Source organism: Paenibacillus sp. FSL R7-277, from assembly GCF_000517965.1.
Lineage (GTDB): Bacteria > Bacillota > Bacilli > Paenibacillales > Paenibacillaceae > Paenibacillus_AQ > Paenibacillus_AQ silagei.
On record NZ_ASPX01000120.1, the window covers coordinates 1 to 18,275 of the forward strand.

An 18,275-nucleotide genomic window follows, 5' to 3' on the forward strand; every position below is an offset into this window, starting at 1 on the left:
TGCACGCGGCGGCCGAGGTGCTGCGGAGCGAGCCGGCCATGGCCTCGGCTGCGCGCAGCCTGGCGGCGCGGGCGGAGGATCTCGCCGGCGGCCGCTTCACGATGGCGCTGTTCGGAGCGTTCAGCGCCGGCAAATCCTCCTTCGCCAACGCCCTGCTGGGCGAAGAGGTGCTGCCCGTGTCACCGCATCCGGCAACGGCTGCCGTCGGGCGGATTCTGGCGCCGGAGGGCGGCTTCGCCCACGGGACGGCGGCCATCACCATGAAGCGGGCGGAGGAGGTCTGGGAGGACATCCTCCATTCCTTCAGCGTGCTGCAACTGCCGACGCCGCAGCACGACTCGTGGACCGCAGCCGTGGCCCGGCTGCAGACCGGCGGGCTCCATCCTTCCGCGCTGCCGCATGCCGGCTTCCTGCGGGCAGCTGCCGCCGGATGGGAGGAGTCCCGTCCGCTGCTCGGAACAGAGCGGACGGTCAGTCTGGCGGAATACCGCAGCCTGGTCGCAGACGAGAAGCGCGCCTGCTTCGTGCAGAGCACGGATCTGTATTATGACAGTCCGCTGACACGGAGCGGTATTGTACTGGTGGACACGCCGGGTGCGGATTCCTTACATGCCCGGCACACTGGTGTAACTTTCGGCTACATGAAGAACGCCGATGCCATCTGCTTCGTGACTTATTATAACCACGCCTTTTCCAAGGCTGACCGCAGCCTGCTTGCCCAGCTGGGTAGAATCAAAGACAGCTTCGCGCTCGACAAGATGTTCTTCATCATCAACGCCGCAGACCTCGCAGCGGACGAGGCGGAGCTTGAAGAGGTGAAGCAGCATGTGGTGCAAAATCTGCGGGCCGGAGGCTTGACCTCGCCGCGGATCTACAGCGTGTCCAGCCTGCTTGCGCTGGAGGGTAAGTCAAGCGGAGCGGCGGAAGCCTACGAGGCCTCGGGATTCGGCAGCTTTGAAGCCGCACTCTCCGCGTTCGCCGGTGATGAACTGCCGGGACTGTCCCTGGCAGCAGCCAGGGACAGCCTAAGCTCGGTGCGTGGGCGCGCGGAAGAATGGCAACGCCTTGCGCTGATGGAGGCAGACCAGCAGGAGGAAGGAATGAAGCAGTTCCGCCAGCGCCGGGAAGCGGCGAATCTGCGGCTGGCCGCACTTGCTAAGGAAGACCGCCCGCTCCGGGACCTGCGCCGAGAAGGTGCGGAGCTGCTCTATCATGTCCGGCAGCGGATTGCCTTTTCCTTCGGGCGTTCCTTTCAGGAGTCCTTCCATCCCTCCATTCTCCGGGAAGACGGAGGGAACCTGAAGGACATCTTCATCGCCTGCGGGCGGGAGCTGGAGCGCAGTATTCTGCGTGAACTGGAGCAGGAGCTGTGGGCAACGACCCTGCGGCTGGAGTCGGCAGGGCGCAGATTCGTGACCCAGGCGGCTACAGCGGCTGCAGCAGAGCTGTCCATTCCGGATCAGGAGCTTCAGCTGCTGGAGAATCCGGATGAGCGCTGGCCGGCACCGGCGAAGCTGGACTGCGTACTGGCTCCGCTGGACTGGGCCGGACTGTGGAGCCGCTTCAAATCTCCGCGCCACTTCTTCGAGGGACCGGGCCGGGCAGAGATCCGCGCGGCTGCCGAGCCGTGGTTCAAAGAAGCGGTGGCTGCGGCGGCGCAAGGACAGGAGGACTCTCTGTTGACATTCTATACCGATGCAGCAGCAGCCGCCTTATCCCAGGCTGCAGATCAGCTGCGTGAAGGCCTGTCCGAACAGGAGGCAGCCATGTCGGCGCTGCTGAAAGGGGGTGATGGTGCGCAGCATTGGGGCCGGATCGCCGAAGAATTACGGCTTCAGGAGCAGGCTTTCGTCGTTGTATAAGAACTATAGTTTCCTCCTGTTGTGGCCAAGGTGTGCGTAAATTTGTGGTTGGGAGTTTTTGAATGATGCATAGAGTGACTTTGTGGCTGAATGTGTCTGAAGACTCGCCGTGAGGAGCAGCAGTGTATCTGACTTCACCTAAAGGCGGAATGTATGTGAAAAACAGCATACATTGTGCTCTTAAGCAGGCGCGTGGCCCGAATGTATGTGAAAAACAGCATACATTGTGCTCTCACGCAGGCGCGTGGCCCGAATGTATGTGAAAAACAGCATACATTGTGCTCTCACGCAGGCGCATGGCCCAAATGTAAGTGAAAAACAGCATACATTGTGCTACCATGCAGGCGCATGGCTCAAATGTATGTGAAAAACAGCATACATTTTGCCGGAGCGCAGGTAATCCCATTCATCCGTTAGGATGAATTTGTTCCATGCACTTGATAACATATCCTTGTATTTCTCAATGAAATGGTGCCGCCCCTAAAAGGGACAGTAAAACCGTTTTCACAAGTCTGTTGAACAGCCATCTGTGAAGTTTGTAGGAAAATGTCGAAGAATGCTTGCAATCTGGTGGATGATGGATGAAAATAAAGAAGACTGAAAATTTACAATCAAACTGCGACATTTTACAGAAACAGAGAAGTCAGCAGACAAATTTGCGAAAAGAGGTTGGAGTCGACAATGTGGGGAGCTCCTTTATCAGCCCGGAGTAAAAAGCTGCTGCTGCTCGGCAGCGGTGAACTGGGTAAGGAAGTCATTATCGAAGCTCAGCGCCTTGGCGTAGAGACCGTAGCTGTGGATCGTTATGAAGCGGCACCCGCGATGGGCGTCGCCCACCGCTCTTATGTACTGGACATGCTGGATGCAGAGGCACTGAAGCAGCTTATCCGTGCAGAGAAGCCCGATTTGATTGTACCGGAGATTGAAGCCATTGCTACCGGAGCGCTGGTGGAGCTGGAGGAAGAAGGATTCCTGGTTGTTCCTACTGCCCGTGCTGCACGGCTGACCATGGACCGCGAAGGCATCCGCCGTCTGGCGGCAGAAGAGCTGGGCCTACCTACAGCAGCCTACCGATTCGCTGACAGTCTGGACGAACTACGCAAGGCAGTATCGGAGCTGGGAACGCCCTGTGTCATTAAGCCGATCATGAGCTCTTCCGGCAAAGGCCAGAGCGTGTGCAGAACACCTGAGGATGCGGAAGGCTGCTGGAATACGGCGCTCGAAGGCGCTCGTGCGAAGGGAACACGCGTCATCGTAGAGGCTTTTGTTACGTTTGAGAGCGAGATCACACTGCTTACCGTCCGCTCGGTTAGCGGAACCGTATTCTGTCCGCCGATCGGCCACATTCAGCAGGATGGCGATTATGTAGAGTCCTGGCAACCGCATCAGATGAGCGGGGCGCAGCTGGAAGAGGCTGAGGCCATCGCCCGGAAGGTTACCGATCAGCTTGGCGGTTATGGAATTTTTGGAGTAGAATTATTCCTCACCGCGGATGGGGTTCTGTTCAGTGAAGTGTCCCCCCGGCCGCATGACACAGGTATGGTTACAATGATTACGCAGGATTTGTCGGAATTTGCTCTGCATGTCAGAGCCATTCTTGGATTTCCGCTGGAAGCGGTACGTTTGTTGTCACCGGGAGCTTCGGCCACCCTGAAGACTGATGGAGCCGGACAAGCTTTTGCGGTGACCGGGATTGAAGAAGCGCTGGCCCTTCCCCGCACGCAGGTCCGGATATTCGGCAAGCCGGAGATCCGCCCGGGACGGCGGATGGCAGTAACACTCAGTTCAGCGGAAGATATTGAAATCGCGCGGATGACGGCCAAGCAGGCTGCGTCTAAGCTACAAGTGGAGGTATACAAGGATGAACAGTAGTACTCAGGAGCAGGTACTGCAAATTCGCAAATGCGGCATGAATGATCTGGAGAGAGTGACAGCCCTTTTGCGTGAATTCGGCTATCCGACAACGCTTAGCGTGATGAAAGAGAGAATGGAAGGCATGGAGCATGATCCGTTCCACTGCACACTCGTCGCAGAGCTCAATAACGAAGTTGTGGGAATGATCGGTTTACGGCAGGTGAAGTCCTACTACAAGCATGCCGATTGTATTACGGAGATTACCGCGCTGATCGTAGCAGAGGAGCTTAGAGGACAAGGCCTTGGCAAAAGACTCGTAGCTGCAGCGGAAGAATGGGCACGCCATCAGGGCTGCTGCCAGCTGTTCCTGCGGAGCGGCAATCGCGTTGAACGTGCACCTGCACATGCGTTTTACCGCCATATCGGCTTTGAAAAGACAACAGGCTACCGCTTCAATAAAACCCTGCTATAATCCTATACGTGTAACCGAACATCCCCATCCCGGCGTAATCGGGATGGTTTTTTTTGGAGATAGCGCGCCAACCCCGCCGCAGCTTGTCGGGAATGCTCCCCGCTCCGCCTTCTCCCCGAGGCTACCCCCGGAATTTAGTGGAAAAAGAGCATCTATTTCGCCCGAAATTCCCGTGTCCAAACTAGCAGTTGGAAAAAGTACATCTAATCGTCCATAATCCCCGCATTATGAGTAAATACGCAGAAATAAATGTAATTTATCCACTTAAAATAGCCTAATTGGTTAAAATAATAAAATTAAGTATACAAAATCCACTTGTTGTTTATATAAATTAGCACTTAAAGAAGCGGAGGGGAAATTAGGAACTGGAGGAGCGATAGCGTCCGCCTGAAAGCTTTCCGAAGGAAAGCTCGCATCGTAAGAAAAGCTGCGTTTGGATTTCTACCGCGAGTAGCGGTTAAAATCAAGAAATCCAAACTGGGCAGCGGCGGGAGGGCCAAATGTTCACCGCAGCGACGACCAAGCTTTGAGTTCTAATCTTGAGTGTCCCTAATCTTAAATGCCTCTAACCTATGTACATAATTTCCGCTTGCGTTATATCAGGCAACGCTATATAGTAAATTGCTCCTATTCACTACAGTTGTCACTCTATCATCCACTAAAGTGTCTCCCAAGACCCGCAGCCTTCTCTATTTTAAACATAGATCGGGCCATTTGAATCAGCTATTATAGTTCTGTGAACCTCCATATTCTATGCCGAAGAGGGATGAAGCATGTACAAATTAATACTCGCCGAAGACGAGGAAGATGTAAGAGAAGGCATTATCGCCCAGATTGACTGGGAGCAGTACGGCTTCGAGGTCGTTGAGCAGGCTGAGAACGGGCGGGAGGCGGCGGATGCGATCGACCGGCTGCTGCCGGATGTGGTCGTTACTGATATTCAGATGCCCTTTATGAATGGCCTGCAGCTTGCAGAATGGATACGCAGCCGCCATCCGAATACGAAGATTATCATTCTGACCGGCTATGATGAATTCGAATACGCCCAGAAGGCGATTAAGCTGCAGATTGATGAATATATCCTGAAGCCCTTCTCGTCCCAGGAGCTGATTGATGTTCTGCTGAAGGTTCGCGCCACGATCGAGACCGAGATCGCCGAGAAGGAGAATGTGTTCGTGCTGAGCGAGCATTACCGCAAGAGCCTGCCCGTTCTGCGCGAGCAGTTCCTCTCTACCCTGGTGTCCCGCCGCCTGCGTTCCGCAGAGATCGCTGAGAAAAGCACAGAGTACGGCATCCCCCTCACCGGTGAATGCTTCCAGTCCTCCGTGATCAGCATCGATTATATCCGCCCGGACCATTCTACCGCCGTTCAAGCTCAGCGGCCCGTGTCCCTGCGGGATACCGGCGACCGTAATCTCCAGCTCTATGCTGTGCTGAACATCGCGGAGGAGATCTGCCAGAAGCATGGCTTCGGCAAGGTATTCATCCACCGGGATGATGTTGTGCTGCTCTCGGTCAGCCAGAGCCCGGAGGAGAGCGACATTACCGCCAGAACCTTCGCCATTCTCGAAGAGATCTGCCAGAATGTGCAGCGCTTCCTGAAGTTTACCGTAACCGCCGGGGCCGGAACCGTCTGCAAGGCACCGTCCATGCTGTTCCATTCCTTCGGGGATGCGCTGCAAGCGCTTGATTACCGGCTGATCCTCGGCAACAACCGGGTCATATGGATTGAGGATGTGGAATCGCGGTCCAGCCGGATGCTGGACTATGATGAGCTGACCCAGCAGTCGCTGATCCGTACGATCAAGCTGGGCACCATTCAGGAGCTACGGGAAGTAGTGGACGAGCTGTTCCGGGGACTGGATACGGAGCAGGTCTCGGCGCAGGATTATCAGATTTTCCTGCTGGAGATCATTACCTCCATTCTGCGGGTGGCGAAGGAATCTGGGAGCGGAACGAATGATTTTATCGGACCCGGCCTGACCTCGCTTAGCGATATGAATAAATTCAACAACCTGGAAGAAGCCCGGCAGTGGATTATTACCGTATGCAGCCGGCTGATGGATTCCATCGCTTCGGAGCGCCAGTCGAGCTACAAGCAGCTCATTGACCAGGCTAAGGAATATATCCGCAGCCACTATGAAGAATCCGATATATCCATCGGCAGGGTGTGCCAGCATCTGCATATCAGCACAGGCTATTTCAGCAGCATTTTCAAAAAAGAAATGAAGATGACCTTCGTCAGCTATCTGCTGCAGATCCGGCTGGAGGCCGCCAAGGAGCTGCTGCGTTCCACCGAGCTGAAGGCGTTCGAGATCGCCGAGCGGATCGGTTTTGCCGACCCGAACTATTTCAGCTTCTGCTTCCGCAAGAAATACGGACAATCCCCCAAAGAGTATAAGAACAGCGCGCGGGGAGAATAGCCATGAACAAGCCGAGGGGTTATTTCTTCCCGTTGCGGCCGGGGTCCCGCAAGAGCGGCAGGCTGCGCCTGTCCTCGAAGCTGCGGAGTATCCAGCTGATCATCATGCTGACGTTCATGGCGGTGACTGCGGCGGTGGCCGTGATTGTCAGTGTGATGCTGTACGGCAAGTTCGCCAACACGGCGGAGGAGAATGCCAATCTCAACATGCAGCAGATCATCGAGCAGGTGAACTATAACCTAGAGCTGTATGTGAAGGGGATGGGCAGTATTTTTGCAACCGCCGAGAAGCAGATTACCTCTACGCCCTCCATCGATTCCCCGCTGCTCTATGAACGGATGGATACACTGATGAGCAGCCGCGAGGATCTGGTGTCTGTGGCTGTTTTTACCCCGCAGGGGCAGTATGTTGTAGGGACGCCGGGGCAGACGATGCGCATGAACACAGGGCTGGAGAGCCAGAGCTGGTTCACCACAGCCAAGCGTACCTCGGAGATCTCCTATTCCGCACCGCATATCCAGAATTTGTTCAAGGGCAGGTATACGTGGGTGGTCTCCATCTCCAAGCTGATTCAATACAGGGAGAACGGGGAGCTGAGAACCGGTGTGCTGCTGCTGGACTTCAACTTCAGAACGATTGACGAACTCAGCAAGCAGGTCAAGCTGGGCAAAAGAGGCTATGCCTACATCCTCGACCCGCTCGGCAATATCGTCTATCATCCGCAGCAGCAGCTCATTTACGCCGGGCTGAAGTATGAGAATGTGGAGCCGGTGCTGGAATACGCCTACCGCAGCTATCTGGACGAATCGACCGGGGAGAAGCGCTTTATTACCGTACGCACGCTGGCGCAGACCGGCTGGAAGATTGTCGGGGTCGCCTATTACGATGAGATTGTCACCACCAAGCGGGATCTGAACCAGTTCCTGGCGTGGTTTCTTGGTGTTGTTCTGGTCTGCGTGATTGCGGTGTCGGTCTTCCTGTCCTGGCTGATTGCCAGCCCGATCCGCAAGCTGGAGCGTACCGTGAAGCAGGTGGCGGAGGGGGATCTGAATACGCCGATTAATGTTAGCGGAGCCTATGAGGTAGAGCAGCTGTCGAGGCGCTTTAACATGATGCTCCAGCGTATCCGCCAGCTGATGGAGCAGATCATTTATGAGCAGGAAACGAAGCGCAAGGGTGAGCTTGAGGTGCTGCAATCGCAGATTAACCCGCATTTTCTGTACAATACGCTGAATTCCGTCATCCGGCTGGCAGAACGCGGCAAAACGGATGAAGTCGTCACCATGATCCAGTCGCTCTCCAGATTCTTCCGCATCAGCCTCAGCAAAGGCAAGAATATTATCACCATCCAGGAAGAGCTGGACCATATCCGCCATTACCTGGTGATTCAGAGCTTCCGCTTCAGGAAAAAATTCCGTTATGAGATCACGGCGCAGGAAGAGGTCCTAGAGTGCCAGACGATTAAGCTGATTCTGCAGCCTATCGTGGAGAACGCGCTCTATCACGGGATCGAAATGATGCCGGACGAGGGGCTGATCTCGATCACCGCCGGGCTTCAGGACGGGCTAATCATCATCAGGGTCAGCGACAACGGCCTGGGGATGTCCAAGGAGACGGTGAACGGCATTCTAAGCGGAAGCGTCAAAAGCACCAGCGGATCAGGGGTCGGTGTCCGGAATGTGCACGAACGGATCGGCCTGTATTACGGGCGGGAGTACGGGCTTGCTTTTCAGAGTGAGCTGGAAGAGGGGACGGTTGTTACGATTGTGTTTCCGGCCCGCCCGGCGGGAGAGGCTATGGATGAGCAGAAGGAGGAGACGAACCTGTGAAAAGCCTGCGTGTATGGCTCACCGTGCTGCTGTGCGGAGTGCTGTGGATCTCTGTGTCCTCTTGTTTCAATGCCTCGCCAGCCTATATCAGCACCAGCAAGACGCGGAATATCCACCTGATTGTCAAGATGAACAAAGGGGATTACTGGAACACCCTGAAGCTCGGAGCAGAGGCTGCGGCGAAGGAATTCAATGTCAATCTGACGTTCAAGGCGCCGGATTCGGAGAGTGATATTGAGGAGCAGGTCGTCATGGTAGAAGATTCCATCCAGGAGAAGGCGGATGTGATTATACTCGCGGCCAGCAGCTATATGGGACTGGCGCAGGTCGTGGACCAGGCGGCGTATTCCAGAATTCCGGTGATCTCCGTCGATGCGGAGGTTGGCTCGGCCAAGGTTCGGACTTACGTGGGGTCGAACGGCTACGAGGCCGGACAGAAGTCCGCCGAGCGGCTGATTCAGCTGCTCCAGGGCTATGGCGAGATCGGGATTATTAACTTCACCAATTCGTCGCTTACACCGGACTCCGGCAAGACTGGCAGCATCGACTATGGTGCGCGGGATGCAGATGAGCGGGAAAAGGGTTTTTTGAATTATGCCGCCCGCTTTCCTAATGTTAAGGTCGTACAGATCGCCTACACCTCCTCCAGCACCTCCGACGCCGAAAATCTGACCCGGGAGATGCTGAACAAGTATCCCAATCTGCGCGGTATTGCCACCCTGAATGAAATTGCTTCACAAGGCGCGGCCAGGGTGATTCAGGGTCTTAAGAGGGATAGTGTGAAAATGATTGCTTTTGACAGCTCGCCCTCCATGATGGAGTCGCTTCAGGATGGCACTGTGCAGGCGACCGTCATTCAGAATCCGTTCAGCAACGGGTATCTGGCGGTGAAATATGCCGTGGAGGCACTCGAAGGCATGGATATTCCCGAACGCGTGGACACGGGCACCAAGCTCATCGATCTGGAGAATATGCTGTGGCCTGAGAATCAGAAGCTGCTGTTCCCGTTTGTAAGGTAGCAGAAATTTAAGAATTAAACATTAGAATTTTCATGGAAATGAGTAGGATTTTATATTCGCAACCGTTTTCACGTAGGGCATAATAAGGATGTACCCGGGACACACCGGGATCATCCCAAATAAAGAAATATCCTCAGGAGGTCAATTAGACATGAAAAAAATCACTTCCGTTCTACTTGCAAGTGCATTGCTGGGTGCTGCTCTCGCAGGCTGCGGCGGCAACAATAACAAGGCGGCTGACGCTGCTAACACAGGAACTGCGGCTAACACGGCAAATTCCGGTTCCGCTGAGACTCCGAAGGTCGGCGTAGCGATCTACAAATTCGACGACACGTTCATGACGGGTGTCCGCAACGCCATCGATGCTGCTGCCAAGGGCATTGCCACTGTTGATATCGTAGACAGCCAGAATTCCCAGCCTACACAGAACGATAAGGTGGATCTGTTCATCACCAAGAAATATAACGGCATGCTGATCAACCCGGTAGACCGCACCGCTGCGGGCGTCATCATTGACAAAGCCAAGACAGCGAACATTCCGGTGGTCTTCCTGAACCGCGAGCCGCTGCCGGAAGATATGAAGAAATGGGATAAAGTCTACTATGTAGGTGCGAAAGCTGAAGAGTCCGGCACCATGTCCGGCCAGCTGATCGTGGACTACTGGAAGGCACACCCTGAAGCGGACAAGAACGGCGACGGCGTGCTGCAGTATGTCATGCTGAAGGGCGAACCGGGACATCAGGATGCAGAACTTCGCACCACATATTCCATCCAGGCAATCGAAGATGCAGGCATCAAGGTGGAGAAGCTGGCTGAAGATACCGCGATGTGGGATCGTGTAAAAGGCCAGGAGAAAATGGCTGCCTTCCTCGGCTCCCATGGCGACAAGATTGAAGCCGTACTGGCCAACAATGATGACATGGCACTCGGCGCCATCGAAGCTCTGAAGGCTCAAGGCTACTTCAGCGGCGACAAATACATGCCGGTTGTCGGCGTGGATGCAACAGCTCCTGCGGTTCAGGCTTTGCAGGATGGAACGATGCTCGGTACCGTACTGAACGATGCCAACAACCAAGGTAAAGCAGCGATCACCCTGGCCGCTCTGCTGGCTAAAGGCGAAACGCCAACCAAAGAGAACGTAGGCTTCGACATCACAGACAACCAGTTTGTATGGATCTCCTACAAAAAGATTACCAAAGACAACGTAGCAGACGCGCAATAATCCGTTAACAGGTGCAAGGCTACAGATACAGATACGTATCATAGATACCAGTCCCGGAGGGCGCTGCAATGCGCTCTCCGGAATTCCTTACGGGTAGGGAGCAGGATGGAACCGCTGTGCCTCTCATGGAAAAAGACAAAAAGCGTAGGGGGCGTAACAACATGGCAAATACGGAATTTTTGCTGGAAATGAACGGCATTACCAAAGAATTTCCCGGCGTGAAGGCGCTGGATGGAGTCAGCATTAAGGTTCGTCCGGGCTCGGTTCATGCACTTATGGGCGAGAACGGGGCAGGCAAGTCCACACTGATGAAATGCCTCTTTGGAATCTATTCACCGGATGCCGGTGAGATCTTCCTGGATGGTCAGAAGGCCTCCATCTCCAATTCGAGCGAAGCATTGAAGCACGGCATCTCGATGATCCATCAGGAGCTGCACCCTGTACCTTTCCGCAGCGTGATGGAGAACATCTGGCTGGGACGTTTTCCAACCAAGGGCATCGGGCCGCTTCAGTTCATTGACCACAAAAAAATGTTCACAGACACCGAAAGCTTATTCAAAGATCTGGATATCGACCTGAATCCCGAAACACTGGTGGGCAAGCTGTCTGTATCCAAGATCCAATCCATCGAAATTGCGAAGGCGGTCTCTTTTCACTCCCGCGTGATTGTCATGGATGAGCCAACCTCGTCCTTAACCAGCGTGGAAGTGGAGCATCTGTTCCGGATCATCCGGGACCTACAAAAAAGAGGCGTAGCTATTATCTATATATCTCACAAAATGGAAGAAATCCTGGAGATTTCCGATGAAGTGACGATTATGCGTGATGGTAAAAAGATCGGCACCTGGCCCTCGGCCGAACTGACCACGGACCTGATTATCTCCAAGATGGTCGGGCGTGATCTGACGAACCGTTTCCCGGAGCGTACTAATGTTCCAGGCAAGGTGTTCATGAAGGTAGAAGGTCTGACCTCACCCGAGCCCAGATCCTTCAAGGATGTGTCCTTCGAATTGAGACGCGGGGAGATTCTGGGTGTCGGCGGTCTGGTCGGCGCACAGCGAACTGAGGTTATTGAAGCATTGTTCGGACTGCGTGCAGTAAAATCCGGCTCCATCTCGATTGACGGCAAGAAGGTGAAGATTAATTCTCCGCAGGATGCCAAAAAACACGGCCTGGCCCTGCTGACCGAGGAGCGACGCGTGACAGGGATTTTCCCGGTGCTGTCTGTGCATGAGAACGGCGCCATTGCCAACCTTGACCGCTACAAGACGCCTTATCTGCTGCTGAACGGCCGCAAGAAGAAGGTTGAAGTCGATAAAATGATTGAAAAGCTGCGCACCAAAACGCCAACGACCAAGACGCAGATTATGAATCTATCCGGCGGGAATCAGCAAAAGGTGCTGCTGGCCAGATGGCTGCTCACTGAGCCCGAGGTGCTGCTGCTCGATGAGCCGACACGCGGAATTGACGTCGGTGCGAAGTTCGAGATCTATACAATCATTGCCGACCTGGCGAAGCAGGGGAAGAGCATCATCATGATCTCCTCGGAAATGCCTGAGCTGCTGGGGATGTCTGACCGTGTCATGGTGATGTCGGAAGGACGGCTTACTGGGATATTAGAAGGTGCGCAGGCTACAGAAACCGAAGTAATGCGACTCGCTGCTCAGCATTAATCAGGAACTGCACTCACAGGACGGCGAAGACCATAGGGCAGATGCAAGGCTGAAGAAGCTCAGCAACGAATGCTTAAACTTCGCGTAACAATTAAGGAGGAACACAATTATGACTATTAAAAGAGCGCAGTCCTTCGTGACTCAAAACGCAATCTACATCGTACTGATCCTGCTGATTATGGGGATCATCATATACGAGCCAAGCTTCATGTCGATCAACACCTTGCGGGATGTACTGATCCAGTCCTCCACACGCGTTATTATTGCACTCGGGGTAGCCTTTATCCTGATCACCGCCGGGACCGACTTGTCGGCAGGCCGGGTGGTCGGCTTCACTGCTGTCATCTCAGCTTCCATGCTGCAGATTCCTGACTACTCCCGCCGCTTCTTCCCCGATCTGCCACAGGTGCAGGTCTGGCTGCCGATTCTGATCGCCATTGTGGCCGGTCTGCTCTGCGGGCTCGTCAACGGGATTATCGTCTCCAAGCTGAACGTTCCGCCGTTTATCGCCACTCTGGGCACGATGCTGATCGTATACGGTCTGAACTCACTGTACTTCGATATGGACCCTAACCAGTCCCAGCCGATCGGCGGTCTGCGCCAGGATTTCACCAACATCGGCTCCGGCTTCATCGGCAGCGGCCAATATTCCATCCCGTACATCGTACTTATAGCCCTCGGAGTTGCAGCCATAGTCTGGGTGCTGTTCAACAAAACCAAGCTGGGTAAGAACATGTACGCCATCGGCGGCAACATGCAGGCAGCCAAGGTATCCGGGATCAATGTCTCCAAGAACCTGATTTACATCTACGCCATCGCTGGTGCCCTGTACGGTCTTGCTGGTGTGCTCGAAGCAGCCCGAACCGGCGGCGCTACCAACAACTATGGTAACATGTACGAGCTTGACGCCATCGCAGCCTGCGTCGTCGGCGGCGTATCCACTACCGGCGGGATTGGTACCGTTCCAGGCGTCCTGGTCGGCGTTATCATCTTCACCCTGATCAACTACGGCCTGACCTTCATCGGCATCAGCCCTTACTACCAGCTGATCATCAAAGGCCTGATCATTATCGCTGCGGTATCGTTTGATATGCGGAAATATTCATCGAAAAAATAGCTTGGGGTTCGGTGATGATCCGTACCTGCGGGGATTTTGGACTTCCGGCCGCTGTCGCTCCTAAGTTATTGAATTCAAGTGTTCATATAATTTGAACTGAACTGAGCATCTTGGGTGGAAGGTATGATCGTGACTGCGGTGAGTTTTGGACTTCCAGCCGCTGTTGTCTGCAGATTTCTTGATTCATACCGCTTATTAGCGGTTGAAATCCGCAGACAAAGGCGGACGCTACCGCTCCTCCAGTTCCAAAATCCCCTCCGGTACTCCTATCACCTCACCAAGGGTGGGGAAGGCAGGCAAAGAGCGTTTGCGGTATCTCGCAAATGCTTTTTGGCTTGCCCGGATTTGTCGCAGCGTTGCTCCAAATCATTAGAATACACGTGCCTGCAGGATTTGGGGCTTCCGGATGCTACCCCTCCTTCGTTTCCCAATTCCCTTCCGCTCCTGATATCACATGATCGTGAAATGATCCAATAATTGCAATTCCGGCTGGCTGAAACAGGGGAACTGGGGGTAGTTGCTGCATGAAATACAACATTTCCTCTTCTAATTGGCTTGAGGGCGGACAAATGCTGCCTTTCATACAACAATGTTAGTTTAAAGTCGGTGCAGGGAGCCGAATGTTGCATTTTGGGCAGGATTTTGCAGCTAATAGTGACTAATTAATAGTTTTATTCTGTTCCAGGGGCGCAGATAGCAGGGAGTGGGCGGCAGGAGCGAAAGGTGGCAAGTGGCAAGTAGTTAGCAATCAGGTAGCAGGCAGTGGGAGACAAGCAGTTAGCAATCAAACAGCAGGCAGCGGGAGGCAAGTAGTTAGCAATCAGGTAGCAGGCAGTGGGAGGCAAGTAGTTAGCATTCAGATAGCAGACAGTAGGGGGAAGGAGTTAACAATCAGCCAGCGGACAGCGAGTGGCAAGAGGTTAGCAGTCAGACAGCGGTTAGGTTCGACACTTATGCAAACTAACTATTTATCCAGTCCGCTGAATAGAGTCTTAGGCCTCTATCCTTTATAGATTTTTTTAACCTTTGCCCGCCCAGCAAAAGGATTAGTTGATTAGTCTCATATTTCAAGGGCAGGCAAAGCAGCCCTTGTATCCCCGGTACACACCCTCCGAAAGGGTGTGTTTGTGCTTTTACCCACAGAAAGGCAGCAGTAACGGAGGGGATTTTGGAACTGGAGGAGCGGGAGCGTCCGCCTTTAGGTTTGGATTTCTACCGCGAACAGCGGTTAAAATCAAGAAATCCAAACCTAACAGCGGCCGGAAGTCCAAAACTCACCGCAGTTACGGCATCGCCTTTGTAATTTTTAATCCCTAAAATCCCTCAGTCCTCAACTCCAGCCGCCGTTCCTAGGCACAGACACACCCTTTCCCCCTCACTCTCATAGTCTATAGGCAAAAGCCTTTGTAAAGGAGAACGACAACATGCTGAGGATTAAGCTGAACGAGCTGGGAAAAGGGAACGACAACGGTTTGATTCAGACGGAGGTATGGCGGTGGGACGGTATCGGCTGGAATGAGTGTATTCCGCAGCAGGAGGAGGATTTCATCCGGGCGGAAGAGGAACTGTTCGTGACTATCCCGGCAGAGGCGGGCTTATACCGTGTAGATTACTCCAAAAAGCCTCTGGAGGCGCTCATTGTGCTCCCGGATGACGGCGGAGGTCTGCGGGCAGCGCTGCTGCATCCGGCTCCTTTTAAACTTAAGGACGGGACGCTGTGGGGATATATCAACAACGACGGCCGGATTGTGATTGAGCCGAGATATGATTATGCGGAGGAGTTTCAGGAGAATGGCCTGGCAGTGGTGCAGCGGGGGAATGTCAGCGGTCTGATTGACAGCTCCGGGCGGGAACGGGTCAAACCGGTCTATAATTTTATTGGTCCTTTTTCCGAGGGGCGGGCTGTGGTGTCGGATGCGAAGGGCTACACTTTTATTGATGAAAAAGGCAAAGAGGTGACGTCCGCACGCTATGACTATCTGAATTCGCTGCACGAAGGCCGTGCGCTGTTCTCCAAGCAGAATACTACCGGGGGGAACTCGCTGTATGGCTACCTGGATGCCCAGGGCAAAGAGGTGCTGCCAGCCGTCTATCTGGACGCCGGGGATTTCTCGAACGGGACTGCACTGGTCAAAATAGCCGAAGGGGAATATGCGCTGATTGATCTCTATGGCGTGGTGCTGCATACGTACAAACATCCTTTTGTCGGGTATCCGGGGGATGGGCTGCTGGCCTTTCAGGCGACGGAGAATGGAAAATACGGTTATCTGCACACGGACGGCACGATTGCTATCCAGCCGCAGTATACGGCAGCTCTGCCGTTCTCAGATGGCCGGGCGGTGATTAACACAGCCGCTGATTATGGCAACGCCTACGGTCTGATCGATAAGCAGGGGAAAATGATCATTCCCGCCGTCTATTATGAGGTGCAGCAGCTGGGAGAGAACCGTGTGGCGCTGGGAACCCCGCTGTATGCGGATCAGCCCTACAGAGGCTCCAGATATGTCATCGCCGATGCGCTGACCGGAAGAATTCTCAGCACCCACCCGCTGCTGGGCGTGAACAATTATCAGCAGGGACTCGCGTCGGTGTATGATGCCAAGGATACGTATTTTATTGACACCAGCGGAAAAAAAGCCGCCCAGCCCCCGGTCATCGCAGGCTCAGGATCACTGTCCTTCAGCGGCAGCCTGATCCGCGCGGATATTGATCTGCGCACCTCCTATTATGATCGTAAAGGCAAGCAGGTCTGGCGGCAAAACGGGGTCATTCCGCTGAGACCGCCCTACTCTGTGCTGGAGAAGAAATACAAGCCTAACCGGGATTATCTGGTCTATTATCCGGTCGTGGAAGGGATCGCGGTTGCTGAGGTCTCGAAGGCAGTGAATGACAAGCTGCGCAATCTGTCGCTCCCATACGGGGCGGGGACGGGGGGAGGCACGCAGGATTTCAGCTATACGGGAGATTTCGCCGTATCCTTCTTCCGCAAGAATCTGCTGGTGCTGGAGCTTAGCGGTTATCATTTTCCGTTCGGCGCTGCGCACGGTATGCCTACGCGGATCTATGAGCATATCAACCTGCGCACCGGCAAGTTCTACACGCTCAGCGATCTGTTCAAGCCCGGCAGCAAATACGTGCAGAAGCTCAGTGATATTGTCGGCAAGCAGATTGCGAATGATCCGCAGTATTCCTATGTTTTCCCTGACACGTATAAAGGCATTACAGCCGATCAGCCCTTTTATGTGGATGCGGAGGCACTGTACCTGTATTTTGCCCCTTATGAGATTGCTCCGTACGCCGCAGGATTTCCAACCTTCCGCATTCCGTATGCTGAGATTATGGGCCTGATCTCGACCGAAGGGGAGTTCTGGCAGTCTTTTCATTAAATTAAGCGATAGAATCGCCGATATATAGGATAGACACAGCCGTCCTGAAAAGGACGGCAATGCTGTTTTCTTTTGCCGCTGCTGTAGGGTACAAGCCTTTTCTATCTATAAAATGACAGAATTTAGAAGCGCACAGCTGATAGTTTTGTGTTACAATGACCTAGGAACAGATTACAACTTTGTAACATATGTAGACAGACACCCTTGTCCCCATGATACACCACAACGAAGATTAAGGAGATGGCAGAATGAAAAGCAAGACTTTGAGAAGAATGATAGGTGGAAGCGTAGCCGCTGTTATGGCGCTTGGCATTTCTCTTCCATTACAAGCAAACGCAGCAGCAGCCGGTGCCCCTGCGGCAGCCGGATCAGATATGAATTTCGCACAGCTCATGGACTATTTCACACAGAACAATTCGAAGACCTTTGTACTGGGTGGCAATACGTACACTGTCACTAAAACCTTTGTATACACAACGCCAGCTGCAGCTGCCCCGGCAGCACAGCCGGTAGCTCCGGCTAAGCCGGTTGCAACAGCAGCACCAGTGGCTACAGCGGCACCGGCAGCAACTGCTAAGCCAACCCCGGCCCCCGTTGCCACTGCAAAACCTGTGGTAACTCCTGCCCCATCTGCGGTTCCTGCAGTTGGCAATAACGCCTCCAGCTACACACAGCAAGTAGTCGCACTGGTGAACAAAGAGCGCGCTGCAGCTGGACTAGCCCCTGTCTCCGCACTGGACAGCCTGAACAAAGTGGCTGCGGCCAAGGCTGCGGATATGCGCTCGAACAATTATTTCTCACACACTTCTCCGACCTACGGATCACCTTTTGATATGATGTCGGCGTTCGGCATTACGTATAAGGCGGCTGGTGAGAATATCGCTATGGGCCAGAAGACCCCTCAGGAAGTTATGACGGCGTGGATGAACAGCCCGGGTCATAAGGCTAACATCCTGAGCGCGAATTTCAACTACATCGGTGTTGGCTTCGATAATAATTACTGGGTCCAGGAATTCATCGGTAAATAAAGTTACGTTAACTCCGCCCTCCGGCATTGCCGGGGGCGTTTTTATGTTTTTAGGATATTAAAGTAATATTGGTCTTGATACGATTAGCGCAGCGCTATCGTGCCGCAGTCCGCGGTCTTGCACGATCAGCGCAGCGCCATCGTGCCGCCCTTACTGCTTCCACCGTTTAGGTGTGAAGCGGCGGAGGGGATTTTGGAACTGTAGGAGCGAATGCGTCCGCCTTTGTCTCCGATTTTTAACCGTATAACGGTTCATTCAATAAATTTGGAGACAACAGCGGCCGTAAGTCCAAAATCCCCGCAGCCGCGCCCCCACCTAAACCCCCCTACGGTTTGCAAATTGTGCAAAGAAGAATTATGTTTATCTACATAGTTAATAATGTTGTGAATG

Annotated in this window: 11 protein-coding genes; all 11 read left to right on the forward strand. The window is 53.8% G+C overall.

The window, feature by feature from the left end; genetic code table 11:
• Window positions 1-1,862: dynamin family protein (locus tag C173_RS31305; protein WP_036732918.1), on the forward strand; the 1,862-nt coding region annotated here is incomplete at its 5' end.
• A gap of 681 nt (window positions 1,863-2,543) precedes the next feature.
• On the forward strand, window positions 2,544-3,734 hold the full coding sequence (gene purT, locus C173_RS31310; RefSeq protein ID WP_036732921.1) for a formate-dependent phosphoribosylglycinamide formyltransferase: 1,191 nt from the start codon (window positions 2,544-2,546) through the stop codon (window positions 3,732-3,734).
• Window positions 3,724-4,188, forward strand: coding sequence for a GNAT family N-acetyltransferase (locus tag C173_RS31315; RefSeq protein WP_036732923.1), 465 nt, complete (start codon window positions 3,724-3,726; stop codon window positions 4,186-4,188). Before purT ends, C173_RS31315 begins: the two co-directional genes overlap by 11 nt.
• Window positions 4,189-4,961: 773 nt before the next feature.
• Window positions 4,962-6,611: a response regulator gene (locus C173_RS31320; protein ID WP_036732927.1), complete on the forward strand. Its 1,650-nt coding sequence runs from the start codon at window positions 4,962-4,964 to the stop codon at window positions 6,609-6,611.
• Between the two features lie 2 nt (window positions 6,612-6,613).
• Window positions 6,614-8,440, forward strand: a complete 1,827-nt coding sequence (locus C173_RS31325) for a sensor histidine kinase (RefSeq protein WP_051478720.1) — start codon at window positions 6,614-6,616, stop codon at window positions 8,438-8,440.
• Window positions 8,437-9,459, forward strand: a complete 1,023-nt coding sequence (locus tag C173_RS31330) for a substrate-binding domain-containing protein (RefSeq protein ID WP_036732931.1) — start codon at window positions 8,437-8,439, stop codon at window positions 9,457-9,459. Before C173_RS31325 ends, C173_RS31330 begins: the two co-directional genes overlap by 4 nt.
• A gap of 151 nt (window positions 9,460-9,610) precedes the next feature.
• Window positions 9,611-10,681 carry a galactose ABC transporter substrate-binding protein gene (locus tag C173_RS31335; RefSeq protein ID WP_036732933.1) on the forward strand — a complete coding sequence of 357 codons (1,071 nt, stop codon included), beginning with the start codon at window positions 9,611-9,613 and terminating at the stop codon, window positions 10,679-10,681.
• A 161-nt stretch (window positions 10,682-10,842) separates the two neighbouring features.
• Entirely contained in the window at window positions 10,843-12,354 is a 1,512-nt protein-coding gene (locus tag C173_RS31340; protein ID WP_036732935.1) for a sugar ABC transporter ATP-binding protein, read from the forward strand.
• Between the two features lie 109 nt (window positions 12,355-12,463).
• Entirely contained in the window at window positions 12,464-13,471 is a 1,008-nt protein-coding gene (mglC, locus tag C173_RS31345) for a galactose/methyl galactoside ABC transporter permease MglC (RefSeq protein WP_036732937.1), read from the forward strand.
• Window positions 13,472-14,895: 1,424 nt separating this feature from the next.
• On the forward strand, window positions 14,896-16,857 hold the full coding sequence (locus tag C173_RS31350; RefSeq protein WP_036732940.1) for a WG repeat-containing protein: 1,962 nt from the start codon (window positions 14,896-14,898) through the stop codon (window positions 16,855-16,857).
• 248 nt (window positions 16,858-17,105) lie between these two features.
• Window positions 17,106-17,885 carry a CAP domain-containing protein gene (locus tag C173_RS31355; protein ID WP_051478722.1) on the forward strand — a complete coding sequence of 260 codons (780 nt, stop codon included), beginning with the start codon at window positions 17,106-17,108 and terminating at the stop codon, window positions 17,883-17,885.
• Window positions 17,886-18,275: the final 390 nt, after the last annotated feature.